The 24,334-nt window shown below is 74.7% G+C and carries 20 protein-coding genes; 8 read left to right on the top strand and 12 right to left on the bottom strand.

From position 1 onward, the window contains the following. Nucleotides 1–28: 28 nt before the first annotated feature. On the top strand, nucleotides 29–619 hold the full coding sequence (locus ACIQGZ_RS22430) for a TIGR03086 family metal-binding protein (protein ID WP_402604409.1): 591 nt from the start codon (nucleotides 29–31) through the stop codon (nucleotides 617–619). Nucleotides 620–661: 42 nt separating this feature from the next. Here the strand turns inward: ACIQGZ_RS22430 and ACIQGZ_RS22425 are convergent, their stop codons facing one another. From ACIQGZ_RS22425 to ACIQGZ_RS22415, 3 genes are all read right to left on the bottom strand, one after another. Next, on the bottom strand, nucleotides 662–2,461 hold the full coding sequence (locus ACIQGZ_RS22425) for a thiamine pyrophosphate-requiring protein (RefSeq protein WP_402604407.1): 1,800 nt from the start codon (nucleotides 2,459–2,461) through the stop codon (nucleotides 662–664). A gap of 58 nt (nucleotides 2,462–2,519) precedes the next feature. Then, entirely contained in the window at nucleotides 2,520–3,476 is a 957-nt protein-coding gene (locus ACIQGZ_RS22420; protein WP_402604405.1) for an LLM class F420-dependent oxidoreductase, read from the bottom strand. Nucleotides 3,477–3,577: 101 nt separating this feature from the next. Then, nucleotides 3,578–4,648, bottom strand: coding sequence for a BadF/BadG/BcrA/BcrD ATPase family protein (locus ACIQGZ_RS22415; protein WP_402604403.1), 1,071 nt, complete (start codon nucleotides 4,646–4,648; stop codon nucleotides 3,578–3,580). A 426-nt stretch (nucleotides 4,649–5,074) separates the two neighbouring features. On the opposite strand from ACIQGZ_RS22415, the gene ACIQGZ_RS22410 reads away from it, so the two are divergent. Continuing rightward, the gene (locus ACIQGZ_RS22410) at nucleotides 5,075–5,281 is read left to right on the top strand and encodes an I78 family peptidase inhibitor (RefSeq protein WP_402604401.1); all 207 of its coding nucleotides are present in this window, start codon (nucleotides 5,075–5,077) and stop codon (nucleotides 5,279–5,281) included. Nucleotides 5,282–5,305: 24 nt separating this feature from the next. On the opposite strand, the gene ACIQGZ_RS22405 is transcribed toward ACIQGZ_RS22410, so the two are convergent. The 5 genes from ACIQGZ_RS22405 to ACIQGZ_RS22385 all read right to left on the bottom strand — a co-directional run bounded on the left by ACIQGZ_RS22405 (nucleotide 5,306) and on the right by ACIQGZ_RS22385 (nucleotide 10,448). Then, entirely contained in the window at nucleotides 5,306–6,178 is an 873-nt protein-coding gene (locus ACIQGZ_RS22405; protein ID WP_402604399.1) for a phosphatase PAP2 family protein, read from the bottom strand. A 311-nt stretch (nucleotides 6,179–6,489) separates the two neighbouring features. Next, entirely contained in the window at nucleotides 6,490–7,242 is a 753-nt protein-coding gene (locus tag ACIQGZ_RS22400) for an SDR family oxidoreductase (RefSeq protein ID WP_402604397.1), read from the bottom strand. A gap of 56 nt (nucleotides 7,243–7,298) precedes the next feature. After that, nucleotides 7,299–8,066 carry a 3-oxoacyl-ACP reductase FabG gene (gene fabG / locus ACIQGZ_RS22395; protein ID WP_402604394.1) on the bottom strand — a complete coding sequence of 256 codons (768 nt, stop codon included), beginning with the start codon at nucleotides 8,064–8,066 and terminating at the stop codon, nucleotides 7,299–7,301. A gap of 129 nt (nucleotides 8,067–8,195) precedes the next feature. Further along, nucleotides 8,196–9,413: an acyl-CoA dehydrogenase family protein gene (locus ACIQGZ_RS22390; protein ID WP_402604391.1), complete on the bottom strand. Its 1,218-nt coding sequence runs from the start codon at nucleotides 9,411–9,413 to the stop codon at nucleotides 8,196–8,198. A 3-nt stretch (nucleotides 9,414–9,416) separates the two neighbouring features. Beyond that, complete coding sequence (locus tag ACIQGZ_RS22385; RefSeq protein ID WP_402604389.1) at nucleotides 9,417–10,448, bottom strand: phosphotransferase family protein; 1,032 nt, start codon at nucleotides 10,446–10,448, stop codon at nucleotides 9,417–9,419. 232 nt (nucleotides 10,449–10,680) lie between these two features. Here ACIQGZ_RS22385 and ACIQGZ_RS22380 point away from each other — a divergent pair, with 232 nt between their 5' ends. The 5 genes from ACIQGZ_RS22380 (at nucleotide 10,681) to ACIQGZ_RS22360 (ending at nucleotide 18,465) form a co-directional block, all read left to right on the top strand. Beyond that, entirely contained in the window at nucleotides 10,681–11,295 is a 615-nt protein-coding gene (locus ACIQGZ_RS22380) for a TetR family transcriptional regulator (RefSeq protein ID WP_402604451.1), read from the top strand. A 213-nt stretch (nucleotides 11,296–11,508) separates the two neighbouring features. Continuing rightward, nucleotides 11,509–12,405 (top strand): MarR family winged helix-turn-helix transcriptional regulator, encoded by an 897-nt coding sequence (locus ACIQGZ_RS22375; protein ID WP_402604386.1) that lies wholly within the window; start codon nucleotides 11,509–11,511, stop codon nucleotides 12,403–12,405. A gap of 158 nt (nucleotides 12,406–12,563) precedes the next feature. Continuing rightward, complete coding sequence (locus ACIQGZ_RS22370) at nucleotides 12,564–12,815, top strand: hypothetical protein (RefSeq protein ID WP_402604384.1); 252 nt, start codon at nucleotides 12,564–12,566, stop codon at nucleotides 12,813–12,815. Nucleotides 12,816–13,000: 185 nt separating this feature from the next. Further along, nucleotides 13,001–13,636, top strand: coding sequence for an STAS domain-containing protein (locus tag ACIQGZ_RS22365; RefSeq protein ID WP_402604381.1), 636 nt, complete (start codon nucleotides 13,001–13,003; stop codon nucleotides 13,634–13,636). Nucleotides 13,637–13,716: 80 nt separating this feature from the next. Continuing rightward, nucleotides 13,717–18,465, top strand: a complete 4,749-nt coding sequence (locus ACIQGZ_RS22360; protein ID WP_402604379.1) for an HAD-IC family P-type ATPase — start codon at nucleotides 13,717–13,719, stop codon at nucleotides 18,463–18,465. 41 nt (nucleotides 18,466–18,506) lie between these two features. Here the strand turns inward: ACIQGZ_RS22360 and ACIQGZ_RS22355 are convergent, their stop codons facing one another. The 4 genes from ACIQGZ_RS22355 to ACIQGZ_RS22340 form a co-directional block, all read right to left on the bottom strand. Further along, entirely contained in the window at nucleotides 18,507–19,391 is an 885-nt protein-coding gene (locus ACIQGZ_RS22355; protein WP_402604376.1) for an RNA polymerase sigma-70 factor, read from the bottom strand. Further along, nucleotides 19,388–19,948 (bottom strand): carboxymuconolactone decarboxylase family protein, encoded by a 561-nt coding sequence (locus ACIQGZ_RS22350; protein WP_402604373.1) that lies wholly within the window; start codon nucleotides 19,946–19,948, stop codon nucleotides 19,388–19,390. Before ACIQGZ_RS22350 ends, ACIQGZ_RS22355 begins: the two co-directional genes overlap by 4 nt. A gap of 128 nt (nucleotides 19,949–20,076) precedes the next feature. Next, the gene (locus tag ACIQGZ_RS22345; protein ID WP_402604370.1) at nucleotides 20,077–21,471 is read right to left on the bottom strand and encodes a hypothetical protein; all 1,395 of its coding nucleotides are present in this window, start codon (nucleotides 21,469–21,471) and stop codon (nucleotides 20,077–20,079) included. 93 nt (nucleotides 21,472–21,564) lie between these two features. Further along, nucleotides 21,565–22,350, bottom strand: a complete 786-nt coding sequence (locus tag ACIQGZ_RS22340; RefSeq protein WP_402604368.1) for a TetR/AcrR family transcriptional regulator — start codon at nucleotides 22,348–22,350, stop codon at nucleotides 21,565–21,567. A gap of 201 nt (nucleotides 22,351–22,551) precedes the next feature. Between ACIQGZ_RS22340 and metG the strand changes: the two genes are divergently transcribed. Then, nucleotides 22,552–24,291 carry a methionine--tRNA ligase gene (gene metG / locus ACIQGZ_RS22335; RefSeq protein ID WP_402604366.1) on the top strand — a complete coding sequence of 580 codons (1,740 nt, stop codon included), beginning with the start codon at nucleotides 22,552–22,554 and terminating at the stop codon, nucleotides 24,289–24,291. Nucleotides 24,292–24,334: the final 43 nt, after the last annotated feature.

The following is a 24,334-nucleotide window of genomic DNA, read 5'->3' as shown; positions in this document are numbered from 1 at the left end:
GGCCCAGCACCGGAGACGAGGCGGCCCGATGGCGCACACCCTGACCGATGAGCAGGAAGAGGTGCTCAGGATGCACGCCGAGGCGCTCGCCTCCTTCGGCCGCCGGGTGCGGGCCGTGGGCGCCAACCAGTGGTCCGCGCCCACCCCGTGCAGCGAGTGGACAGTGCGCGACCTGGTCAACCATCTGACCGTGGAACAGCTCTGGGTGCCGCCGCTGATGGAGGGCGCCACCCTGGAGGAGGTCGGGGACCGCTTCGCCGGCGACCGGCTGGGCGACGACCCGGCGGCCGCCTGGCGACACGCCGCCACCGCCGCCCGGGAGGCGTTCACCCGGCACGGCGCGCTGGACCGTACCGTCCGACTGTCGTCCGGCGCGACCCCGGCGGTGAAGTACTGCAGCCAGCTGGCGATGGACGCCGCCGTGCACACCTGGGACCTGGCCCGCGCCACCGGCGGCGACACCCGGCTCGCGCCGGAGCTGGTCGGCTTCGCCCGGCGCGAGGTCGAGCCGTACGCCGACCAGCTGCCGGCCAGTGGCTTCTTCGGCGGCCCGGTCAAGGTCTCCGACGACGCCGATGAGCAGACCAAGCTGCTGGCCCTGCTCGGCCGCAACGCCTGAACCCCGCGCCGCCACCCGTCCGGCCGCGCCGCGACAGCGTCCTCACCCCTTGCCCTTCCCGCCCGGCAGGAACTCCTGGATCTTCGCCCTGACGCCCTGCCGGACCATGCCCGCCCGGTCGCTGTCGCCGTGCAGCACGGCCGAGGCGACCGACTCGATCTGCTCCCAGGAGGCATGCGGCGGGATCGGCGGCACCGCCGGGTCGGTGACGAACTCCACCACGCACGGCCGGTCCGCCGCCAGCGCCTCCCGCCAGGCCGGCTCGACCTCCTGCGGCTTCTCCACCCGGACGCCGCGCAGCCCGAGCCGCACCGCGATGTCCGCGTACGGCACATCGGGCAGCGACTGCGAGGGCTCGAACTGCGGCGCCCCCTGCATCGCCCGCATCTCCCAGGTCACCTGGTTGAGGTCCTGGTTGTTGAAGACGCCCACCACCAGCCGGGGATCGCTCCACTCCCGCCAGTACTTGCCCGCGGTGATCAGCTCCGCCAGGCCGTTCATCTGCATCGCGCCATCCCCGACCAGCGCGATCACCGGCCGCTCCGGGTGGGCGAACTTGGCGCCGATGGCGTACGGCACGCCCGGCCCCATGGTCGCCAGGGTGCCCGAGAGCGACCCGCGCATCGTGCCGCGCATCCGCACATGCCGGGCGTACCAGTTGGCGGCCGAACCCGAGTCGGCGGTGAGGATCGCGTCCAGCGGCAGCAGCGGGTCCAGCGCGCCCACCACGTACTCCGGGTTGATCGGATGCGCCCCGGCCGCCGCCCGGCGCCCCATCACCTCCCACCAGCGGGTGACATCGGCCGCCACCCGCTCCCGCCAGGACCGCTGCTCCTTGCGGCGCAGCAGCGGCAGCAGCCGCTTCAGCGTCTCCCGGGAGTCCCCCACCAGATTGATCTCGAACGGGTAGCGCAGCCCGACCATGGAGGGATCGATGTCGATCTGCACCGCCCTGGCCTGGCCGAACTCCGGCAGGAACTGGGTGTACGGGAAGCTGGAGCCGATCACCAGCAGGGTGTCGCAGTCCCGCATCATCTCGTACGACGGCCGGGTGCCCAGCAGCCCGATCGACCCGGTGACGAACGGCAGGTCGTCCGGCAGCACGTCCTTGCCCAGCAGCGCCTTGGCGACGCCCGCGCCCAGCAGCTCGGCGGCCTCCACCACCTCCGCCCTGGCCGACCGGGCGCCCTGCCCGACCAGGACGGCCACCTTCTCGCCCGCGTTCAGCAGCTCCGCCGCCCGGCGCAGCTCCTCGTCGGCGGGGATCGGCGCGTAGTGGGCGAGCCCCAGGCTGGAGGGCACCATCTTGAAGGCGTGGGTGGGCGCCGAGTACTCCAGCTCCTGCACGTCCGCCGGGACGATCACGGCGGTCACGGTGTGCCTGGCGTACGCGGTGCGGATCGCCCGGTCCAGGACGTTGGGCAGCTGCTCGGGGACGGTCACCATCTCGCAGAACTCCGAGGCGACGTCCTTGTACAGGCTCAGCAGGTCGACCTCCTGCTGGTACGAGCCGCCCATCGCGCTGCGGTCGGTCTGCCCGACGATCGCGACCACCGGGACGTGGTCCAGCTTGGCGTCGTACAGCCCGTTCAGCAGATGGATGGCGCCGGGGCCGGACGTCGCCGCGCAGACCCCCACCCGGCCGGAGAACTTGGCGTAGCCCACCGCCTCGAAGGCGGCCATCTCCTCGTGCCGCGCCTGGATGAACTTCGGCCGGTCCTCGGCCCGGCCCCAGGCCGCGAGCAGGCCGTTGATGCCGTCGCCCGGGTAGGCGAAGACATGCTCGACGTCCCAGTCGCGCAGCCGTTGCAGGATGTAGTCGGACACCTTGGTGCTGGACATGGTTCTCCGTTCGCGATCGTGGTCCTGGTCGTGCCGCCCGGGGTGGGGCCCCGCCGGGTCAGTCCGCGAGCTGCGGCAGCACCTGGCTGCGGTAGAAGTCGAAGAAGCCCCGCTGGTCGGGGCCGATCTGCGCGACGTACACCTCGTCGAAACCGGCGGCGGTGTACTCCCGCAGCGCCGCGGCGTGCTCCGCCACGTCGTCGCCGCAGACCACCGAGGAGCCCACCATCTCCTCCGTGACCAGCTGCGACGCCTGCGCGAAGTGGGCGGGGGTGGGCAGCAGCTGCGCCAGCTCGCCGGGCAGCTGCTCGGTGGCCCAGAGCCGGTGCGCGGTGCTGCGCGCCCTGGCCGCGTCCGTGCTCCAGCAGACCTTGGTGCCGCCGATCACCGGCTTGTCCGCGCCGCCGCTCTTGCGGAACCGCTCCACCAGCTCGACGTCGGGCGCCATGGTGACGAAGCCGTCGCCGATCCGGCCGGCCAGCGCGGCGGCCTGCGGGCCGAAGCCGGAGATGTAGATCGGCAGCTGCTCCTCCGGGAGGGTGTACAGCCGGGCGTTCTGCACCGTGTAGTGCGTGCCCCGGTGGCTGACCTGCTCGCCGGTGAACAGCCGCCGCATCACCCCGATGGCCTCCTCCAGCATCTCGATCCGCACCCGCGCCTCGGGCCAGGGGCCGCCCAGGATGTGCTCGTTGAGGGCCTCGCCGGTGCCCAGCCCGAGCCGGAACCGGCCGCCGGTGACCACGCCGGAGGTCGCGGCGGCCTGCGCGGTCACCGCCGGGTGCAGCCGGACGGTCGGGCAGGTGACCAGCGTGGTCACCGGCAGCGAGGTGACCTGGGAGAGCGCCCCGATCATCGTCCAGACGAAGGGGCTGTTGCCCTGCTCGTCGTTCCACGGGTGGTAGTGGTCGGAGATGGCGAGTGCTTCGAAGCCGGCCTGCTCGGCCATCCGCGCCTGCTCCAGCAGGGCGGCCGGTGGGAATTCCTCGCAGGACAGGAAGTATCCGTACGTCGTCATGGAGGCGGCCTTCCAGATCGTTGCCCACCCAGCCGCGTAACCGCTCATGGTGAGCGGAAACATCCCAACCGGTGACGCAGCGTCCCCGCCGCCCCGGGCGGTCAGTCCGGCTCGGCCAGCAGCCGCCGGTGCATCGCGGCGAGCGTCGCCTCGTCCAGCCCCAGCGCGTCCGCCGCCAGCACCGCCGCGCCGGCCGCGCCGTCCAGCGCCCGGCACACCTGGGCGCCGGGCCACTGCCGCCCGATCCCGCGCACCACCAGCCGGCCCAGCGGCCCGCCGGACAGCAGGCACGACCCGGAGAGCACCACCGGCGTCCGCTCACCCGGACGGCGTACGGCGGCCAGCGTCGCCAGCAGATGCCCCGCCGCCGCCTCCACGATCCCGGCCGCCGCCGCGTCGTCCCGCTCCGCCGCCGCCGTCACCAGCGGCGCCAGCCGGGCCAGCTCCACCGGCCGCCCCCCGTACACGGCGGCCACCAGCCGGTCCGCCAGCGCACCGCCCGGGTCGGGCTGCGCGGCCGGGTCGGGGCCGTCCCCGGCGGCGCCCAGCAGCGCGGTGAGCACCAGCGGGGCCAGCACCGGCGCGTGCGCCCGCCCGGCCAGCGCCTCCAGCGTCACCCGGACGGCCTCCCGGCCCAGCCAGAAGCCCGAGCCGAGGTCGCCCAGCAGCCAGCCGAGCCCGTCGGAGCGCCGGACCTCCTCCCAGCGGTCCATCCGGACCGCGATCGCCCCGGTGCCGGAGATCAGCACGCTCCCGCTGCCGGCGGCCGACCCGGCGGCGAAGGCCGCCACGGCGTCGGGCACCACCGTCATCGGGCAGTCCAGGCCCGCTTCCTGCCACACCCGGCGCAGCGCCGCCCGGACGTCGGGGCGGGCCAGCAGCCGCCGGCCGGCCAGCCCGACCACCCCGTGCCCGACCCGGCGCGGGTCCACCTCGGCCAGCGCGCCGCGCAGCGCCACCGACAGCGCGGCGGCGGCCCGGTGGGTGCGGTGGGCGGCCGGGTTGCCGCCGCCGCTGACGGCCCGGCCGTGCCGGTGGCCGGCCAGGTCGCAGAGGAGCGCCCGGGTGGCGGTGCCGCCCACGTCCAGGCCGAGCACCAGGTCGGCGCCGGGCCGTGCGGGGGCCGGCGCGGCGGCGGGGCCGGGCTCGGGGGAGTGGCCGGTCTGGTGCATCGCTGCTGGCCCCCGGTGGAAGCGGCTGGTGTGGTGCTGCGTACTGCGCTCACTGTGCCAGCCGGCACCCGCGCGCACCACTGTCCCATCGAATCCGGCCGGGCTCTGGCGCATTCACCGCGCACCGCCGGACGCGCCCGGCCGGATATCGAGCCGACCGGAATTCCGCGACGGGCGGCGGGCGAATTCCCGGGGGGAGGGGAGTGGTGCCGCGTATTGCGGGAAGGCATTTCAGTCCGTACACGGCGAGCGCGCGGCGCATTCACGACTGTGATGAAGCCGATACCCCGGGGTGCGCCCGCCGGGTGCTTCCGCCGGGCCGCCCCGGGCGCATAGCGTGGCGGGATGACGTGGCGGGACGACGTGGCGGGACGATACGTGGGGGACGCCGAACCGGTGTCCCCCGAAGGAGTGAGGTGCAGCGGCATGCCCGAGCAGACCGGACCGCCCCGCGACGACCCCGAGGGCTATCTGGGGATGGCCGCCGAGGACGCGGAGGCGACCGCCAGGCGGCGCGGCTGGACCACGGTGCGGGTGGTGCCGCCGGGCGCGGTGGTGACTCTGGAGTACCTGATCGGGCGGATCAACTTCGCCGCCGACCAGGGCCGGGTGGTCCGCTGCTGGATCGGCTGAGCGGCACCGGCCGGGCGCGGGGCCTCAGGCGGGCGCGCCGCTGCGGCCGGGCGACTGCTCCGGCCGTCCCGCCGCGCGGTCCCGGGGCACCGGCACACCGCCCAGCTCGTCCTGCACCGCCTCGTCCCACGGGGACCAGTCGGGCGCCGGCGGGCCGCCGCGCCCGCGCTGCCACAGCGCCTTGATCCGCTGATCGGCGGCGGCGACGGCGGGCTCCAGCAGCGGCAGCGCCAGCAGCACCAGCAGCCCCGCCGCCCAGGCGGCCACCACATCGGTGACCCAGTGGGTGCCCAGGTAGACGGTGGTCAGCCCGATGGAGGCGGCCGTGACCCCGGCGAGCACCGCGCCGGTGCGGCGCATCCGCACCGCCAGATAGGCGATGACACCCCAGGTCACGACCGAGTTGGTGGTGTGCCCGGAGGGGAAGATCTGGCCGCCGGCGAAGAGCTCGGGCGACCCGATGTAGTGGGCGTAGTGCGGGCCGAGCCGCCCGGTGACGATCTTCACCGCGCCGACCGTGAGGTTGAGCAGCAGCAGCGCGGCGCCCATCATCAGCAGCGGCCGGGTGCTGCGGGTGCGGTGGCTGCGCCAGATCAGCCAGGCGCAGGCGGCGATGGCGGAAGGACCGCGCTGGCCGACCACGATCCAGATGTTCAGGAACGGCAGCGGCTGCGGCCAGCGCTTGTACGGCTTGGCCAGCATCGCGGCCCAGTCCAGGTCGACCAGCCAGGAGTTGGCCAGCACCCCGACGACCACCGCCAGGTAGCTCAGCAGCGCGGCCGCGAAGACCACCTGCTGTCTACGGGTCAGGTGCGACCTCGGCTGCTCCTGGGACTGCGCCGCGGTGCGGGATGCGGGCCGTCCGGGCGGAGCGGCGTCGTTCGTCTGGGTACGCACTCGCTCGACGTTACAGCCCGTGACAGTGCGCACCATGACCGGCCTGGCGTTCGTAATGACGATGTGACCTCGCTCCGGGCGTTAGCCGGGGAGGCCGGAGCGGGGTCCGCCGGGCGCGGCGGCGCCGTTTTTGCGGCGTTCTGCGGTATGGGCCATGGATGGTCCCGCTATGGTGCAGGCCGGCCGACTGCCGTTTTCCCATCATTGCGGCAGAACCGGCATACCGCCGGGCGGGGAATTCCCGCCGCGGCGGTATGCCGGTATTCCGTACGCGGACGGACGCCCCCGGCCCGGAAGGTCGGCCCGGCCGGTCAGCCCAGCCCGGCCTGGAGGGTCAGCCCGCCGTCCAGCACCAGGGTCTGCCCGGTGATCCAGGACGCCTGCTCGGACAGCAGGAACGCCACCGCGCCGCCGACGTCCGCCGGCACCCCGAGCCGCTTCAGCGGGTAGGACGCCGTCACCTCCTCCTCGCGCCCGGCGAACAGCGCCGCGGCGAAGCGGGTCCGCACCACCGCCGGGGCGACCGCGTTGACCCGCACCGACGGCGCCAGCTCGTACGCCAGCTGCTGGGTGAGCTGCACCAGCGCCGCCTTGCTCGCGCCGTACATCCCGATGCCCGGTGCCGGGCCGAGGGCGCTCACCGAGGAGATGTTGACGATCGCGCCGCCGTGCTCCGCCAGCGACGCCCGGTGGACCAGCTGCACCCAGCCCAGGGTGGCCACCAGGTTGATGTCCAGGATCTTGCGGGCGGCGTCCAGGTCGAGGTCGACCATCGGCCCGTAGACCGGGTTGGTGCCCACATTGTTGACCAGCGCGTCGATCCGGCCGAACCGCTCCATGGCCAGCTCCACCGCCGCCGCCCGGTGCGCGGCGTCATGGCTCCTGCCGGCCGCCCCGACGGCCCGGTCGGGGCCGAGCCGCCGTACGGCCTCCGCCAGTGCCTCGCCGTCCCGACCGGTGATCACCACCCGGTCGCCGCGCGCCACCAGGGCCTCGGCGACGGCGTAGCCGATGCCCCGGCTCGCCCCGGTGACCAGGGCGACGCGCCCGCTGTCCTCGCTCATCGGTACCCGTCTCTCGTCGGTGCACGTCTCGTCGGTGCCCGTCAGGGGGAGGAGTGTCAGTCCAGCGGCCCGCCGGCCACGTAGACCACCTGGCCGGAGACAAAGCCCGCGCCCTCGCTGACCAGGAAGGAGATGGTGTGCGCGATGTCCTCCGGGACACCGACCCGGGCCACCGGGATGCGGGCGGCGGCCGCCGCCTTGAAGTCCTCGAAGCTCATGCCGACCCGGGCGGCGGTGGCCGCCGTCATGTCGGTGGCGATGAAGCCGGGGGCGACCGCGTTGGCGGTGACGCCGAACTTGCCCAGCTCGATGGAGAGGGTCTTGGTGAAGCCCTGGAGCCCGGCCTTGGCCGCCGAGTAGTTGGCCTGGCCCCGGTTGCCCTGCGCGGAGGACGAGGAGAGGTTGACGACCCGTCCGAACCCGGCGTCCACCATGTGCTTCTGCACCGCGCGGGTCATCAGGAACGCGCCCCTGAGGTGGACGCTCATCACGGTGTCCCAGTCCGACTCGGACATCTTGAACAGCAGGTTGTCGCGGAGCACACCGGCGTTGTTGACCAGCACGGTCGGGGCGCCCAGCTCGGCGGCGACCCGGTCGACGGCGGCCTGCACCTGCTCGGCGTCCGCCACGTCGGCGCCGACCGCCAGCGCCCGGCCGCCCGCCGAGGTGATCGCCGCCACGGTCTCCTGGCAGGCCGCCTCGTCCAGGTCGAGCACCGCGACGGCGAGGCCGTCGGCGGCGAGGCGGATCGCGGTGGCGGCGCCGATGCCACGGGCGGCACCGGTGACGATCGCGACGCGGGGGGCGGTGGTCTGCTCGGTCATGGGGGTACTCGACTCCTTCGTCGGGGCACCTGTGGGTGCCGGGTCCGCCGACGGGTTGTTCCGCGTCGGCGGGGGTGGTGGTCCGCGAGCCGGTCGGCATGCCGGTCGGCCGGCCGTCAGCAAGCAGGATCAGACGGGAAGGTACGGCTTCAGCTCGCGGCGCGCCAGAGACCGCCGGTGCACCTCGTCCGGACCGTCCGCGAATCGCAGCGTACGGGCGTGCGCCCACAGCTGGGCCAGCGGGAAGTCCTGCGAGACCCCGCCGCCGCCGTGCGCCTGGATGGCCTTGTCCAGAATCCACTCCACCGCGGACGGCGTGGCGATCTTGATGGCCTGGATCTCGGTGTGCGCGCCCCGGTTGCCGACGGTGTCCATCAGCCAGGCGGTCTTCAGCACCAGCAGCCGCAACTGCTCGATCCGCACCCGGGACTCCGCGATCCACTCCTGCACCACGCCCTGCTCGGCCAGCGGCCGGCCGAACGCCGTCCGGGAGACCACTCGGCGGCACATCAGCTCCACCGCGCGCTCGGCCATGCCGATCAGCCGCATGCAGTGGTGGATGCGGCCCGGACCCAGCCGCGCCTGGGCGATGGCGAAGCCCTCGCCCTCACCCGCGATCAGCTGGGCGGCGGGCACCCGCACATCCGTGAAGACCACCTCGCCGTGCCCGCCGTGCGGCCCGTCGCGGTAGCCGAAGACCGTCAGCCCCCGCTCGACGCTCACCCCGGGGGTGTCACGCGGCACCAGGATCATGCTCTGCTGCCGGTGCCGGGCCGCCGCCGGGTCGGTACGGCCCATCACCACCAGGATCTCGCAGGCCGGGTCCATGGCGCCGGACGACCACCACTTGCGGCCGTTGACCACGTAGTCGGCGCCGTCCCGCTCGATCCGGGTGGCGATGTTGGCGGCGTCGGAGGAGGCCACCTCGGGCTCGGTCATGCAGAAGGCGGAGCGGATCTCACCGGCCAGCAGCGGCTTCAGCCAGCGGTCCTGCTGCTCGGGGGTGCCGAACTCGGCCAGCACCTCCATGTTCCCGGTGTCCGGGGCGGCGCAGTTCAGCGCCTCCGGGGCCAGGTGCGGGCTGCGGCCGGTGATCTCCGCCAGCGGCGCGTACTGGAGGTTGGTCAGCCCGGCGCCGTGCTCGGTGCCGGGCAGGAAGAGGTTCCACAGCCCCCGCCGCCGCGCCTCGGCCTTCAGCTCCGCCATCACCGGCGGCCGCGCCCAGGGGTCGCCCGCCGCCGCCACCTGCGCCGCGAACACCGGCTCGGCGGGCAGCACGGCCTCGGCCATGAAGTCCAGCAGCCGGCCGCGCAGCTCCTCGGTGCGGCCGTCGTATCCGAAGTCCATCGCTCAGGACCCTTCCGTCGGCAGGGACTCCACGGCCGCCGCGACCAGCGGCGGCACCAGGGCGCCCAGGTGGGAGAAGCCGCCGCCCACGGTCTTGCCCTGGGTGAAGCGGTAGTGGATGCCCTCCGCGATGATCGCCAGCTTGTAGCGGGCGAAGGCGGTGTACCAGGGCAGCGGGGCGGTGTCGAGGCCGCTGCGCGCGGCGTACCGGGCCACCAGCTCGTCCATCGCGGGGAAGCCGGCCGCCGCGCTGACCGCAGAGGAGACCGGGTTGTCCGGCAGGTCGCGGGAGATCTCCCAGTAGACCCGCATCAGTCCCAGGTCGGCCAGCGGGTCGCCCAGGGTGGCCATCTCCCAGTCCAGCACGGCGGCCACCGTGTCGTCCGGCCCGAAGATGACGTTGTCCAACCGGTAGTCGCCGTGCACCACGGCCACCCGCTGGGCCGGCGGCACGCTGCCGCGCAGCCGCTGGTACAGCTCGTCCATGCCCGGGATCTCCCGGCTGCGGGACGCCTCGAACTGGCGCCGCCAGCGCTCCACCTGGCGGGCCATGAAGCCCGCCGGGCGGCCGAAGTCCGCCAGCCCGACCTCGGCGGGGTCCACCGCGTGCAGCGCGGCCAGCACGTCGGTCAGCCGCGTCGCCAGCGCCCGCGCCCGGTCGGCGCCCAGGGCGGCGGTGTCCTCGCCGGTGCGGTAGACCGTGCCGGGCACCTCGGCCATCAGGTAGAAGGGGGCGCCGAGCACCGCCGGGTCCTCGCAGAGCAGGTGGGTGGCGGGCACCGGCACGGCGGTGTCGGCCAGCGCGGAGATCACCCGGTGCTCGCGGGCCATGTCGTGCGCGGTGGCCAGTACGTGCCCCAGCGGCGGGCGGCGCAGCACCCAGCGGGAGTGCCCGTCGGTGAGCGCGTACGTCAGGTTGGACTTGCCGCCCGTGATCAGCCGGGCGGACAGCGGGCCGGTGGCGAGACCGGGGCGGGCGCGCTCCAGATGGGCGCGCAACCGGTCCAGGTCGAGCCCCGGGGGCTGGCCGGCCATGCGCGGCGTCCTTTCGGGCCTCGGCTGCGGGGGGCGGGATCGGGTAGGGGACGGGCAGGACGGGCCGTCCGCCGGAGCGTTTCCGGGGCGGCCCTGCCACCATACCGACCAGTAAGTATGTCCGCTAGACTGTACCCGTACGACCCGCCGGTGGAGAGGAGCCCAGGTGTCCGCCGCCCGCCGCCGACCCGCCGGAGAGCCGACCGCCGTACGCACCGTGCTCCCCGGCCCGCTGCACTCCCGGGTCGCGGACCTGCCGCCCCGGCCGGACCCGGAGCTGCCGGTGCAGGCCAGGCTGCTCGCCGTGGCCAGCGCCCTCTTCGCGGACCGGGGCTTCGCCCAGACCTCCGTCCAGGACATCGTGGAGACCGCCGGAGTCACCAAGGGCGCGATGTACCACTACTACTCCTCCAAGGACGACCTGCTCCAGGAGATCCACAGCCGGCTGCTGGCCCTCCAGGCCGGGCGGCTGGCCGAGATCGCCGGGCGCGGCGGACCGGCCGCCGACCGGCTGCGCGCCGCCGCCGCCGACGTGGTGGTGAGCACCCTGGAGCACCTGGACGACGCCGTGGTCTCCATGCGCTCCGTGCACATGCTGCCCGCCGCCCGGCAGGCGGCCGTCCGCGCCGAGCGCCGCCGCTACCACGAGCGCTTCCGGGCGCTGGTCGAGGAGGGCCAGCGGGCCGGCGAGCTGCGGTCCGACGTCTCCGCCGACCTGGTGGCCCATCAGTTCTTCGGTGGCGTCAGCCACCTGGGCAGCTGGTACCGGGCGGACGGCGAACTGGGCCCGGCGGACATCGGCGCGACCTTCGCGGATCTGCTGATCCGGGGGCTGTCGGGCGGGTGAATCTCCTGTGTGGGTAAGGAGCAAAACTAGCCTGTGCGCGAACAAGCGTTTACTATTCCGCCTGACTCGGCAGATCAGTCGGACATTTGTATAGTGTGCGCCAGCAGCCGTCGGCTGCTCGGCGGAGCTCCCCCGACGCTGCGGGACGCCGGCACGCCGTAGTGCGCCCCCCGACTGCCGCAGGCTCGTCGGGCGCGACATGGGGACGGACTCATGGTGCTGGGGGAGATCGAGATCACCCGTACATCCGAAGCCCTGATGCAGGCTCCCGGCCATCTCATCCGGGTCGCCCAGCAGGTACACACCCGGCTCTGGACGGAGCAGGTGGGCTCCGAGGTCACCGCACCGCAGTTCGCCGTGCTGCTCGCCCTGGCACTGGAGCCGGGCGCCGACCAGCGCACGGTCGGTGAGCTGGCCTCACTGGACAAGGCGACCATGGCCGAGATGGTCGGCCGACTGGTCCGCCGGGGCCTGGTGCTGCGCCGCCGCGACCCCTCCGACGGCCGCCGCAAGCTGCTCTCGCTCTCCCCGAACGGCACCCAGCTGGTCCGCGAGGCCACCGCGGGCGTCGTACGCGTCCAGCGGACCCTGTTCGAACCGCTCGACGAGGCCGACCGCCAGGACCTGGTCACCGCGCTGGCCCGGATCGCCCGCCTGGAGCCGGTGGCGATAGCCGCCCTGACGGTCGCTCAGCCACTGCTGGACGCCCAACGCGCCGTCGGCTACCTCATCCGGGTCGCCCAGCAGGTGCACACCCGGCTCTGGAACGAACACGTCGGACCCGAGGTCACCGCCCCCCAGTTCTCCGTCCTCGACGTGCTCGCCCACGAGCCCGGCATCGACCAGCGGACGGTGGGCGAGCGGGCGTCACTGGACAAGGCGACCATGGCCGAGATGGTCAGCCGACTGGTCCGCCGGGGCCTGCTGCTGCGCCGCCGCGACCCCTCCGACGGCCGCCGCAACCTGCTGGCGCTCTCCCCGGCCGGCCACGAGGTGCTGCGCCAGTGCGCCCCCGGCGTGCAGACCGTGCAGCGGCTGCTGCTGGAGCCGCTGCCCGACGGCGAGCACGACCGCGCCCTGGAGCTGCTGCGCAAGGCCGCCCGGCTCTAGCCTCCCGCCCGCTGGGGCCGTCCTGACCTCCTTCAAGTGGCCACAAACGTCATCAGAGTGTGATCTCCACAACGTGGCTCCGGTAAACGTGCTGGTGGCGGCGGTGCGGCGACTGACGGCGGCATCCGCTGTCAGTGCCGCTCCCTAGAATTGGCCACATGCCGTCAGCTTTGTCGATCACCGGAGACCTGAGCGACCTTCAGCACGCCGTGGACCGCGCCAATGACGCGGTGCGCGCCTATGTGACCGAGGTGGAGCTTGAGCGACGGCGCTGTGCGGGCACGGCCACCCGGTCGCCGCAGGCGTGGACGGACCTCCAGTCGGCCACCCTGGCCCGCCTCCAGAGCGCCTACCTGGTGGCGTACCAGGCGTACCGGGCCGCCGCCCGCGACCTGGAGCCGGCCGCCTGACCGACCCCGGGCCGGGGCCGCGCCGGGCGCACGACCCCGGCAGACGGCGGATTTCCACCACCGCCCGCCGAAAGGTGCGCGACGGGAGGCGTGAGACCCGCCGAGGCGGGGCAGCCGCTTGCACGACCCTGTGCACCCCGGGAGCCGGAGAGGCCCGGGGAGCGGCCGAGCACCGGAGGAACCCCTTGACGCCCGACATCAGCCCCGAGCCCCGCACCGCCGCCGTCCGCCCGGCCCCCGACAGCGACCCGGCCGCCCCCACCGCTCCGGCCGCGCCGGAGGCGCTCCCCGCGCCCGGGGCGGTGACCGGCGGCACCGGCAGCACTGGCAGCACCGGCAGCACCGGCAGCACCGGCAGCACCGGCGTCGGCACCGACGTCACCGCCGCCGCCGTCTCCACCGCCGAAGGCGGCACCGGTCCGCTGACGGTGACGGTGAGCCAGCCCGAGCCGGGGCTCGCCGTGGTCTGCGTCGCCGGTGAGCTGGACGTGGACACCGCCACCGAACTCCACTACCAGCTGGCCAACCAGGTCCACCACGGCCGCCGCCACCTGGTGCTGGACCTGGCCGCGGTGCCCTTCATGGACTCCTCCGGCCTCAACATCGTCATCCGCGCCCAGCAGGAGAGCCGCCGGGTCGGCGGCTCACTGCGGCTGGCCGCGCCCACCCCGGCGGTGCGCCGCATCATCGACCTCACCGGCGTGAGCCTCACCACGCCCGTGCACGCCAGCCTGGAGCAGGCCCTCACGGAGCACCGCGAGCAGGCGGCCGAGCAGGCGGCCGGGCAGGCGGCCGGGCAGCCGCCGGGCGACACCGCATGACTCCGTTGGTGTGACCTCGGGCGTGCACCCCCGAGCGACGGGTACCCGGCTCTCCTCAGCCGCACATCGAGGAGGTCGTGGTGGTCCGCCTGCCTGCCCTGCCCACCGCCGCCACGCTGCTGCTCGCCGGTCCGGCACTGCTCGCCGGTCCGGCGCGGAGCGGGGTCCGGATCGCGGCCGGCGGGGCGGCCGACGCCATCGCCCTGCTGCGGATCGGCGTCACCCGGCTGCCCGAGCCCGAGGCCGTGGGCCAGGCGCTGCGCGCCCTCGCGGAGGGGCCGGGCCGCCGCCGGATCTGGGCCGCCGGGGGCTGGGCCCACATACAGGTACGCGGACTGGCGGCCGGCGGCCCGCGCCACCACCGGCTCGCCGCGGCCGTCACCACCGCCGTGCGCGACCTCAAGGGCGTCAACCTGGCCGAGGTCAACGCCGTCACCGGGCATGTCCTGGTCGCCTTCGCCGCGGACCAGGTCGACGTGGGCGAACTGGTCGACGCCGTCCGCACCGCCGAGGAGGCCGTCCACCACACCGACTCCCCGCCGCCCGGCCCCGACCGCCCCTGCCCGCCCGACGACCAGTCCGCCACCGCCGCCGCCTCGGTCGCCCTCACGCTGGACTGCTTCGGCCTGGTCGGCGCCACCCTGGCCCGGTTCACCCGGCTCGCCCCCGCCCCCCGCCTGATCCGCGCCGCCGTCGCGCTGGCCGACTCACTGCCCGCCGTACGGCAGGACCTCGGCGCCCGCGTCGGCCGCCACCGGGCCGAAGTGCTGCTCGCCGCCACCAACGCCCTGCTGCACGGCATCTCCGACGGCGTCGCCCCGCTCACCGTGGACGCCGTCCACCGCTGCCTCCAGCTGTACGAGGTCGGCGCACGCGGCGCCACCTGGGCCGCCGCACAGCCCTGGCTCTGCGCGCCCGGCATCCCCGTACCGTCCCGGCTGCCGCAGCCGCAGCCCCGGCCCGTCCCCTTCCCGGACGGGCCGGTCGAACGCACCGCCGACCGCACCGCCATCGCGGAACTCCTCGGCGCCGCCGCGACCGTCCTGATCTCCCACCACACCGACGGCGCCGCCGACGCGCTGCTCGCCACCGTGCCGCGCGCCGCCCGGCTGGGCCGCGAGGCGTTCGCCGCCGTCCTCGGCCACGACCTGGCCCGGCACGGCACCGTCGTCCTCGACCCCGGCGCGCTGCGCAGGCTCGACCGGATCGACGCCGTGGTGATCGACGCCCGGGTGCTCTGCGGCGAGCAGGCACGGCTGCTCACCGCCCAGTCCGCGCACGACGAACTGGACGACGCCGAGGTCTGGCAGGCCGCCGCCCGGGTGCTGCACGGCCGCACCGCCCGCGAGCTGTGCGGCCCGGGGCCGTGGGGCCAGGGCCGCTACCGGTTGCAGCCCGCGCACGGGGGCGGGGACGGCGAGGGAGCCGCCGGGCCGCACGGGCTGGCCGCCGAACTGCACGGACCGCAGGGCCTCTGCGGCCGGGTCACCATCGGCGTCGCCGCCGCCCCGCTGGCCGAAGCCGTGCTGGACGCCGCCCAGCAGGCCGCCGCCCAGGTCGCCGTCACCGCGCACGCCGCCCTGCACGAACTGCTCGGCCAGGCCGAGGAGGCGGCGGACGGCGACGACGGCCTCACCGAGACCGTACGGGCGCTCCAGGCCGACGGGCGCGGCGTGCTGCTGATCGCCAGGGGGCGCCCGCACGCGCTGCGCGCCGCCGACATCGGCGTCTCGGTGGCCCCCGAGGGCGGTGGCGCCGACTGGACGGCGGACCTGGTCTGCGGCGGCGGTCCCGACGCGGCCGGGAACGGCAGCGCGGCCGCGACGGCGGCCCGAAAAGCAGCCCGAAAGGCGAACGGGAAGGCGAAGAGGAACGGCAGCCGCCCCGCGCTGGAACAGGTCTGGCGCGTGCTCACCGCCCTGCCCGCCGCCCGCGCCCAGTCCGCCGCCGCCGCCCACACCTCCGCCGCCGCCTCGGTGCTCGGCGCGCTGCTCTCCGCCTCCCGCCCGCCGCAGCGCGGCCGGGTGCCGTGGAAGACCTGGCGCACCATCCCACCGGTCCACCTGGCGGCGCTCGGCGCGATGGCCGCCGGAGCCGTACGGGCCAGAGGCGCCGCCCGCTGCCCCGCCCCGCCCCCCGTGGTACGGGACACCTGGCACGCCCTGCCCGGCGACGAGGTCTACCGCCGGCTGCGCGAACTGCGCGCCGCCGAGACCGAAGCGGCCCGGGAGCAGCCGAGGCCGGAGCACAACCGCGCATGGCGGCTCGCCACCGCCACCCGCCGGGCCGCCCTGGCCCTGCCCGGCGTACGGTCCACCGGCACCCGGCTCGCCGCCCCCGCCCTCGGCGTGGCCGCCCTCTACCGGGCCACCCGCGAGGAGCTGCACGACCCGCTCACCCCCGTACTGACCATGGGCGCCGCCGCCTCCGCCGTGGTCGGCTCCGGCGTGGACGCCCTGCTGGTCGGCGGCGTCATGCTGGGCAACGCCGTGGTCAGCGGCGCCCAGCGGATGCGCGCCGAACGGGCCCTGCGCGACCTGCTGCTCCGCCAGCGCTCCCACGCCCGCCTGGTGGCACCGCCGCCCCCCGGCGGCGCCACCCGCTTCCCCGACCCGGCCGCCGTCGCCAGCCGGAGGGTCGCCGCCGACCTGCTGCGCCCCGGCGACCTGTTCGTGGTGCACGCCGAGGACGTGGTCCCCGCCGACGCCCGGCTGCTGGTCGCCGTCGCGCTGGAGGTGGACGAGGCCAGCCTCACCGGTGAGCCGCTGCCGGTCGGCAAGTCCCCCGAGGCGGTGCCCAACGCCGCCCCGGCCGACCGGGGCTGCATGCTCTACGAGGGCACCGTGGTGCTGGCCGGCTCCGGCCTCGCCGTCGTCGTCGCCACCGGCGGCGCCACCGAGGCGGGCCGCGCCGCGCGGGCGGCGGGCCGGGTGCGCTCCTCGGCCGGCCTTCAGGCCCGGCTCGCCGAGCTGACCCGGATCGCGCTGCCCGCCACCGGCGTCGGCGGCCTGGCCGTCACCGGGCTGGGCCTGCTGCGCGGCCTGCGGCTGCGGCAGGCGCTGGCCTCCGGGGTCGCGGTGGCGGTCGCCGCCGTCCCCGAGGGCCTGCCGCTGGTCGCCACGGTCGCCCAACTCGCCGCCGCCCGGCGGCTCTCCGGACTCGGCGTGCTGGTGCGCTCCACCCGGGCCCTGGAGGCGCTGGGCCGGGTGGACACCGTCTGCTTCGACAAGACGGGCACCCTGACGGAGGGTCGGCTGTCGCTGGTCCGCACGGCGGCGCTGCACGGTCCGGTGCCGATCGCGGACGGCACCGGCCGCCGGATTCTGCGGACGGCGGCCCGAGCCTGCCCGCCGTTCCGGGACGGCGGGCGCCGGCTGGCCCACGCCACCGACCGGGCGGTCGCGGAGGCCGCCCTGGACCACGACGAGGCACCGGACTGGGAGCTGATCGAGGAACTGCCGTTCGAGACCGGGCGCGGCTTCTCGGCGGCGCTGGGCGACGCCGGGGACGGGCCGCTGATCGCGGTCAAGGGGGCGCCGGAGACCGTACTGGAGCGCTGCCGCGAGGTGTTGGACCGCAGCGGGCGGCCGGTGCCGCTCACCGAGGCCCGGCGGCAGCGGGCGCGGGAGCGGGTGCAGTCGCTGGCCGGGCGGGGGCTGCGGGTGCTGGCGGTGGCCAAGGTCACGGGCGAGAACGTCGGTCCGGTGGCGGGGGAGGAGGAGCTGGCCGAGCGGGTGCGGGACGCCTGCCTGCTGGGGTTCGTGGGCATCGCGGACACCCCCCGGCCGGACGCGTCGGCGTCGGTAGCGGGGCTGGTACGGGCCGGGGTGCGGCCGGTGATGGTCACCGGCGACCACCCGGCCACCGCCGCCGCCGTCGCCGCCGACATCGGCATCCCCGACGCCGACCGGGTGCTGACCGGCGCCGAACTGGAGGCCCTGCCGTCCGACCGGCGGGCCGAGGCGGTGAGCCGGGCCGCCGTCTTCGCCCGGGTCTCGCCCACCCAGAAGGTCCGGATCGTCCGGGAGTTGCAGCGCTGCGGCCGGGTCGTGGCGATGACCGGGGACGGCACCAACGACGCCGCCGCCATCCGCCGGGCCGATGTGGGCATCGCGGTGGCGGGGCGGGGCAGCGGGTCCGCGCGCAGCGCGGCCGACCTGGTGCTGACCGCCCCCGACCCCCGGCTGATCCTGGACGCGCTGGCCGAGGGCCGGTCGCTCTGGGCGAGCGTACGGGACGCGGTGGCCATCCTGGTGGGCGGCAACGCGGGCGAGATCGCCTTCACGCTGGTCGGTACGGCGGTCAGTGGGCGGGCGCCGCTGAGCACCCGTCAGCTGCTGGTGGTCAACATGCTCACCGACATGCTGCCCGCGCTGGCGGTGGCGCTGACGCCCCGGGCGGGCGAGGACGGCGCCCTGGAGGAGACGGCCGGTCCCGCCCATGGCTTCACCGGGCCGGAGGTGGGCCGGGTGCTGGCCGTCCGGGGCAGTGCCACGGCCGCAGCCGCGCTGGTGGCCTGGCAGGTCGCGCGGCTCTCCCGGTTCCTGCCCGGCGGGCGGCGGCGGGCCTCCACCATGGGGCTGGCCGCGCTGGTGGGGGCGCAGCTCGGGCAGACGCTGATCGGGCGGTGGCGCAGTCCGCTGGTGCTGGCGACCTGCGCGGCCTCGGTGGCCGCGCTGGTGGCGACGGTGGAGCTGCCCGGGGTGAACCGGTTCTTCGGCAACACCGCGCTGGGGCCGGTCGGTTGGGCCGTGGTGGCGGGGTGCGCGGTGCTGGCGACGGTGGCGGCGGCGCTGGGCGGGCGGGTGTTGCGGGGCGGGACGGCGTAGTGGTCGGGGCAGGTCTGGGCGGAGTGGGGGGTGGGGCCGGGTCAGGTGAGGTCGAGGTGGTCGAGGTGGTCGAGGTGGTCGAGGTGGCGGAGCTTGTCGGGGTTCCGGATGAACCGGACCTCGGTGATCCGGCCGTCCGCGACCTCCACGCAGGCGACGGTGTCCGGCCGTCCGGCCGAGGTGAACAGCAGACCCGGCCGGCCGTTGACGTCGACGGCCAGCACACGCGGGTCCGCCATGGGCTGGGCGAGCACGGCGGCCAGGAAGCGGGCCACGTTCTCGGCGCCGTACAGCGGGCGCAGCGCGGCCTTGACCTTGCCGCCGCCGTCGCTCCACGCGGTGACGTCCGGGGCGAGCAGCTCCAGCATGCGGTTCAGGTCGCCGCCCAGGCACGCGGCCAGGAACTCGTCCGTCACCTGGCGCCGCACCTCGGCCGGGGTCTCGTAACGCGGCCGGCGCGCCTGGACGTGTGACTTGGCCCGGGAACCGACCTGGCGCACCGCGACCTCGGTCCGGTCCAGCGCCTCCGCGATCTCCCGGTACGAGAAGCCGAAGACCTCCTTGAGGACGAAGACCGCCCGCTCCAGCGGTGACAGGCTCTCCAGCACCACCAGCATGGCGAGCGAGACCGACTCGGCCTTCTCCACGTCCCCGGTGGCGTCCGGCACGGTGACCAGCGGCTCGGGGAGCCACGGGCCGACGTACTGCTCACGTCTGGCCGTGGCCGACGTCAGCTTGTTGAGTGCGAGATTGGTGACGGCCCGGGAGAGGTAGCCGCGCGGGTTGGCCACCGGTTCGGACACCTGGCTGCACCGGAGCCAGGTGTCCTGCACCAGGTCCTCGGCGTCCGCGACGCTGCCGAGCATCCGGTAGGCGATGCCGAAGAGCAGGGAACGGTGCTGTTCGAACTCGGTGGCGTCGATCACGCCCGCAACGGTACCGCGCAGGCGTCGGAGAAGCCCTGACTGGTCAGGCCGAAGGCGCTGTTGGTCCGGGAGCGGAGGTTCTCCAGCGCGACCATCAGGGTGAGTTCCACGAAGGCGGCCTCGCCCAGCTGTTCCAGCAGTGTGGCGGCGAGTTCGTCGGTGACGGTCGGCTCGGTCTCGGTCATCGCCTCGGCGTACGCCATGACCTGGCACTCCAGCTCGGTGAAGGCGTCGGTGTGGTCGTGCCACTGCGGCACCTTGGCGACCTTGTCCATCGGCAGGCCGAGCCCGTTGCTCTCCCACTGGCCGAAGTCCATGCACCAGGAGCAGTTGATCCGGGCCGCGGTGACCATCACGGCGAGCTGCTTGAGGGCGGGGTCGAGCGCGTTCCACTTGGCGGCGGAGCGCTCAAGCTTGACGTACGACAGCAGGGTCTTGCGGTTGTGGCCGATCGCGAGGCCGGGGTCGAGCACCTTGCCGTACGTCCGGCGGGAGTACCAGGCGCCGACGCGGTTCACCAGGGTGCGGGGCGGGGTGAGCGAGATGCGGGGGGTCATTGCGGGCCTCCAGGGGTCCGGGGTGGGCGCTTCTGGAGGGGGGACAGGACGGCGGCCGGAAGTGTGACATCGGGTCGGCCGTGGGGCTTGGCCGGGGCGTGGTGGGGCGTGGGCGTGGGTGGGTGGGTTCAGGCCCAGGGGTCCCAGTCGGCCGGGGGGATGTGGACCGGGGTGCCCTTGGGGGTCTCGGGTTCTTCCTCTTCGGGCGTCTCTTCGGCGGCGGTCGTGGTGGTGGCCGGCGGCCCACCCCACGGGTCCCAGTCGGCGGGCGGTACGTGGACGGGGGTGCCCTTGCCCGGCTTGGCGGACGTGGGCGTGGGTGTGGCTGTGGGCGTGGCGGCGGTGGTCGTCGTCATGGTGGGGGCCGGGGGCCGGTGCGGGTCCGGGGCCGCCGGTGCCGAGGACCTGGTCACGGTGCCGAACGGGTCGAGGGCGACCGGCGGCGCGGGCGGCGTCGGTGGGGTCGGCGGCGCCGCCGGCGGGGGTGCGACGGGTGTCGGGGGCGCGGGGGGTGCCACGGGCGCCGGGGCGGGTTCCGGGGCGGGCGGGGGAGTGGGCTCGGCGGCCACGCCGTCCCAGGCGATGGCGATGCCGTGCAGCAGATCCGCGAAGGCGCCCGCGTACAGCTCCCAGTCCTGCTCGTACGGCGTGCTCAACTGGACCGCGAGCACCTGGGTGCGGTCCGGCAGCGGGATCAGGGCCAGGACGGTGGAGGTGCCGATCAGCCGCCGCCGCCCGTCGGCGGAGAGGACGGCCGGTACGGGCGTGGTGCGGGCCTCGACCAGCAGGACCGCCGGGCCGCACGGCAGCCGCACCTCGCGGATCTCGGCGTGCGGGCAGGCGTCGGCCAGCGACGCCGCGCCGTCGGCCGGGGTGACCGTGGCGACCAGCGTGGCGGTGCTCTCGCGCCCGCCGACGTCCAGCCGGCACACCCCCGCGAAGAACGCCCCGGCCTCCCGCGCGGCCTGCGCGGACACCGCCGTGACGGCCGCCCAGTCGCGGCGGGCCGTCCCCCGGGCACCGGCAAGGATCTCCTCGGCGGTCTCCACCAGGTGCGCCGCCAGCCCCCCGGAGTCGCCCTGCACCAGCAGCGGGTGGAAGACCGGCGGGATCGCCAGCCGCACCCGGACGCCCGGTACGTCCGGTGTGAGCAGCGGCCCCGGCCGGTCGGCCGCAGTGGACAGCTCCGGGAGGGCGGGGCGCAGTTCCGCCCCCGCCGGGTCGGCGCTGACGGGCAGGTGGAAGGCTGCGGCGGCGTCGGCGGCCGGGAGTTCCCGGCCGAGCACCGGCCCGCCGCCGAGCCGTTCGAGGACCTGCTGCCCGGCGGTGAGCAGCGACGGCGGCAGCGCGGTGGAGGTCCAGCCGACGACCGCCACCGGCCCCGGCAGCACCTGGCGCTCGTCGCCGTCGACGGCCGGGGAGAAGAGGTCGTGGGCGGTCCGGTGGGTGAGGGACGCGGCGGGGTGCAGCCACGCCCGTCCGGTGAGGAGGGCCTCGGAGACCGCGTCGACTGTCGCTGCCACGCGATTCGCTGAGGCCCGTGCGTTGACGAAACCGTTCCCTGACATGGCGGTGAGCCTGCTCCCCTCGATGGACGGCCAAGCTTTTCTACCAGATCACACCGGTTGGCGTTCGCCGCTCGTGAGCCGGTCCATGGCTGCGGAGACCTGCGGGTCGGCCAGCAGCAGGGCCAGTTGTCCGAACAGCCTGCCGGTGGGCCCGTCGGGTGTCTCCGCCGCCAGGAAGCCGCGCAGCGCCGGCAGCAGCCGGGGCTCCCGGGCCACGGTGACGGTCAGCGCGGCGACGAACTCCTGGACCAGCCGCAGTTGCAGTTCGTCCCGGGGGATGCTGCGGTCCTCCAGCCACTCCAGCGCGGTGATCTCCGCGTTGGCGATCCAGGTCCTGACGGTGAGCCGCAGCCGTGCCCCGGGCTCCTCGACGGCCAGGTGTGCGAGCACCTGCTCGTACGCCGCCCGGCGCACCTCGTCGATGACGGCGTCCGTCCACGGGCTGGCGGAGACCGAGCCGCCGCGCAGCAGCGCCGCGAAGCCGGGGCCGTGCCCGTCCACGAAGTCCAGGTAGCGGCCCATCACCCGGTGCAGCCGCTCGGACAGCGGCCCTTCGAAGGGCTCCGCGAAACGCCCGGCCAGCTCGTCGGCGGCCCGGCGCAGCGCGGCCTCGTACAGGCTCTGCTTGCCCGGGAAGTAGTGGTAGACCAGCGGCCGGGAGGCGCCCGCCGCAGCGGCTATGTCGTCGATGGACACCTCGTCCGGCGAGCGTCGGCTGAAGAGGTCGAGGGCGATGCCGATCAGCTGTTCGCGCCGCTCGGCCACGCTGAGCCGGCGGCGGGGTCCGGCCGGTTTCGCGGGAGGCGCCGCCGGGCGGCGCGTACGGGTGGCCATGTCGAACACCCTAACGGGGGATGCCGGTCCGGGGCGCCTGGCAGGGCGGCGCGGCCGCTCCGTGGAATGGGTGCGGCCGGTTCCGCACGTTTCGCTACGATGTGCTGGCCCACCGCAGGTCGCAGTCCTGCGCCGTGGCCCCCTGTTCACCCCGTCGCGGCACCCTCGGGGTGCCCGCAGGAGAAATTGGAGCATCCGAGGATGTCTCGACACCTGATCACCAGCGCCCTGCCCTATATCAACGGGATCAAGCACCTGGGCAACATGGTCGGGTCGATGCTTCCGGCGGATGTCTACTCCCGCTACCTACGGCAGCGCGGCCACGAGGTGCTGTACATCTGCGCCACCGACGAGCACGGCACCCCCGCCGAGCTGGCGGCCAAGGAGGCCGGGCTGCCGGTCGCGGAGTTCTGCGCCCGCGCGCACGACCAGCAGCGGGCGGTCTACGACGGCTTCGGACTCTCCTTCGACTACTTCGGACGCAGCTCCTCGCCGCAGAACCGCGAGATCACCCAGGAGATCGCCCGCGAGCTGCACCAGAACGGCTTCATCGAGGAGCGGGAGATCCGCCAGGTCTACTCGATCACCGACGAGCGCTTCCTGCCCGACCGCTACATCGTCGGCACCTGCCCGTACTGCGGCTACGACAAGGCCCGTGGCGACCAGTGCGAGAACTGCACCCGGGTGCTCGACCCCACCGACCTGGTGGACGCCCGGTCCGCGATCAGCGGCAGCACGGACCTGGAGGTCCGCAGCACCAAGCACCTGTTCCTGCTCCAGTCCAAGCTGATGGCGGAGGTGGAGGAGTGGATCGCCGCCCACGGCGACCAGTGGCCGGTGCTGGCCTCCTCCATCGCCCGCAAGTGGCTCACCGAAGGTCTGCACGACCGCGCGATCACCCGTGACCTCGACTGGGGCGTCCCCGTCCCGGCCGATGTGTGGCCGGAGCTGGCGGCGGAGGGCAAGGTCTTCTACGTCTGGTTCGACGCGCCGATCGAGTACATCGGCGCCACCAAGGAGTGGGCGGACGCCGCCCCGGCGGGCGAGGTCCGCGACTGGAAGTCCTGGTGGTACGAGGCGGACGACGTCCGGTACACCGAGTTCATGGCCAAGGACAACGTCCCGTTCCACACGGTGATGTTCCCGGCCACGATCATCGGTTCGCGCCGGCCGTGGAAGAAGGTCGACTACGTCAAGGCGTTCAACTGGCTGACGTACTACGGCGGGAAGTTCTCCACCAGCCAGCGCCGGGGCGTCTTCACCGACGCCGCGCTGGAACTCCTCCCGGCCGACTACTGGCGCTACTTCCTGATGGCGCACGCCCCCGAGTCGGACGACTCCAGCTTCACCTGGGAGCTGTTCGCCTCGGTCGTCAACAAGGACCTGGCCGACACCCTCGGCAACTTCGTCAACCGGGTGCTCTCCTTCAGCCGCAAGCGCTTCGGTGACGACGTCCCGGCCGGCGGCGTGCCCGGCGAGGCGGAGCAGCGGGTGGGCGAGCAGGCGGCGGCGCTGCTGGCCGAGTACGAGGCCCAGTTGGAGGCGCTGAACTTCCGCAAGGCCGCCCAGGCGCTGCGCGCCCTGTGGAGCGCCGGGAACGCCTACCTGGACGAGAAGGCCCCCTGGCTCCAGGTGAAGACCGACCCGGAGGCCGCCGCGCTGACCCTGCGCACCGCGATGAACCTGATGTACCTCTACTCGGTGGTCTCCGAGCCGTTCATCCCGACGGCGAGCGGGGTGCTGCGCGACGCCTTCGCCCTCGGAGCGGACGCGGCGGCCCATGGCCTGACCTGGGCGAGCCCCGACCAGGCCAAGACGCTGGACTTCGTCCCGGCCGGTACGGCCTTCACCGTCCCGCCGGTGCTGTTCGCCAAGATCAGCGACGATGACCTCGACGCGTACCGCGAGCGCTTCGGCAGCGGCGACCCGGCGGCCGGCTGACGTGTGACTGAGCACTTCTTGGAACCAGCTGATGCGTGTCCCC

The organism is Streptomyces sp. NPDC092296 (assembly GCF_044755465.1).
In the GTDB taxonomy this organism is placed as follows: Bacteria; Actinomycetota; Actinomycetes; order Streptomycetales; family Streptomycetaceae; genus Peterkaempfera.
The sequence above is the reverse complement of the archived record's forward strand: the minus strand, read 5'-3'. Positions and strand labels throughout refer to the sequence as shown.

What these genes read in the sequence shown, in the direction of transcription:
- ACIQGZ_RS22430 (WP_402604409.1), top strand. Translation starts at nt 29, where the DNA reads ATGGCGCACACCCTGACCGATGAGCAGGAAGAGGTGCTCAGGATGCAC.
- ACIQGZ_RS22425 (WP_402604407.1), bottom strand. Translation starts at nt 2,461, where the DNA reads ATGTCCAGCACCAAGGTGTCCGACTACATCCTGCAACGGCTGCGCGAC.
- ACIQGZ_RS22420 (WP_402604405.1), bottom strand. Translation starts at nt 3,476, where the DNA reads ATGACGACGTACGGATACTTCCTGTCCTGCGAGGAATTCCCACCGGCC.
- ACIQGZ_RS22415 (WP_402604403.1), bottom strand. Translation starts at nt 4,648, where the DNA reads ATGCACCAGACCGGCCACTCCCCCGAGCCCGGCCCCGCCGCCGCGCCG.
- ACIQGZ_RS22410 (WP_402604401.1), top strand. Translation starts at nt 5,075, where the DNA reads ATGCCCGAGCAGACCGGACCGCCCCGCGACGACCCCGAGGGCTATCTG.
- ACIQGZ_RS22400 (WP_402604397.1), bottom strand. Translation starts at nt 7,242, where the DNA reads ATGAGCGAGGACAGCGGGCGCGTCGCCCTGGTCACCGGGGCGAGCCGG.
- fabG (WP_402604394.1), bottom strand. Translation starts at nt 8,066, where the DNA reads ATGACCGAGCAGACCACCGCCCCCCGCGTCGCGATCGTCACCGGTGCC.
- ACIQGZ_RS22390 (WP_402604391.1), bottom strand. Translation starts at nt 9,413, where the DNA reads ATGGACTTCGGATACGACGGCCGCACCGAGGAGCTGCGCGGCCGGCTG.
- ACIQGZ_RS22385 (WP_402604389.1), bottom strand. Translation starts at nt 10,448, where the DNA reads ATGGCCGGCCAGCCCCCGGGGCTCGACCTGGACCGGTTGCGCGCCCAT.
- ACIQGZ_RS22375 (WP_402604386.1), top strand. Translation starts at nt 11,509, where the DNA reads ATGGTGCTGGGGGAGATCGAGATCACCCGTACATCCGAAGCCCTGATG.
- ACIQGZ_RS22370 (WP_402604384.1), top strand. Translation starts at nt 12,564, where the DNA reads ATGCCGTCAGCTTTGTCGATCACCGGAGACCTGAGCGACCTTCAGCAC.
- ACIQGZ_RS22350 (WP_402604373.1), bottom strand. Translation starts at nt 19,948, where the DNA reads ATGACCCCCCGCATCTCGCTCACCCCGCCCCGCACCCTGGTGAACCGC.
- ACIQGZ_RS22340 (WP_402604368.1), bottom strand. Translation starts at nt 22,350, where the DNA reads ATGGCCACCCGTACGCGCCGCCCGGCGGCGCCTCCCGCGAAACCGGCC.
- metG (WP_402604366.1), top strand. Translation starts at nt 22,552, where the DNA reads ATGTCTCGACACCTGATCACCAGCGCCCTGCCCTATATCAACGGGATC.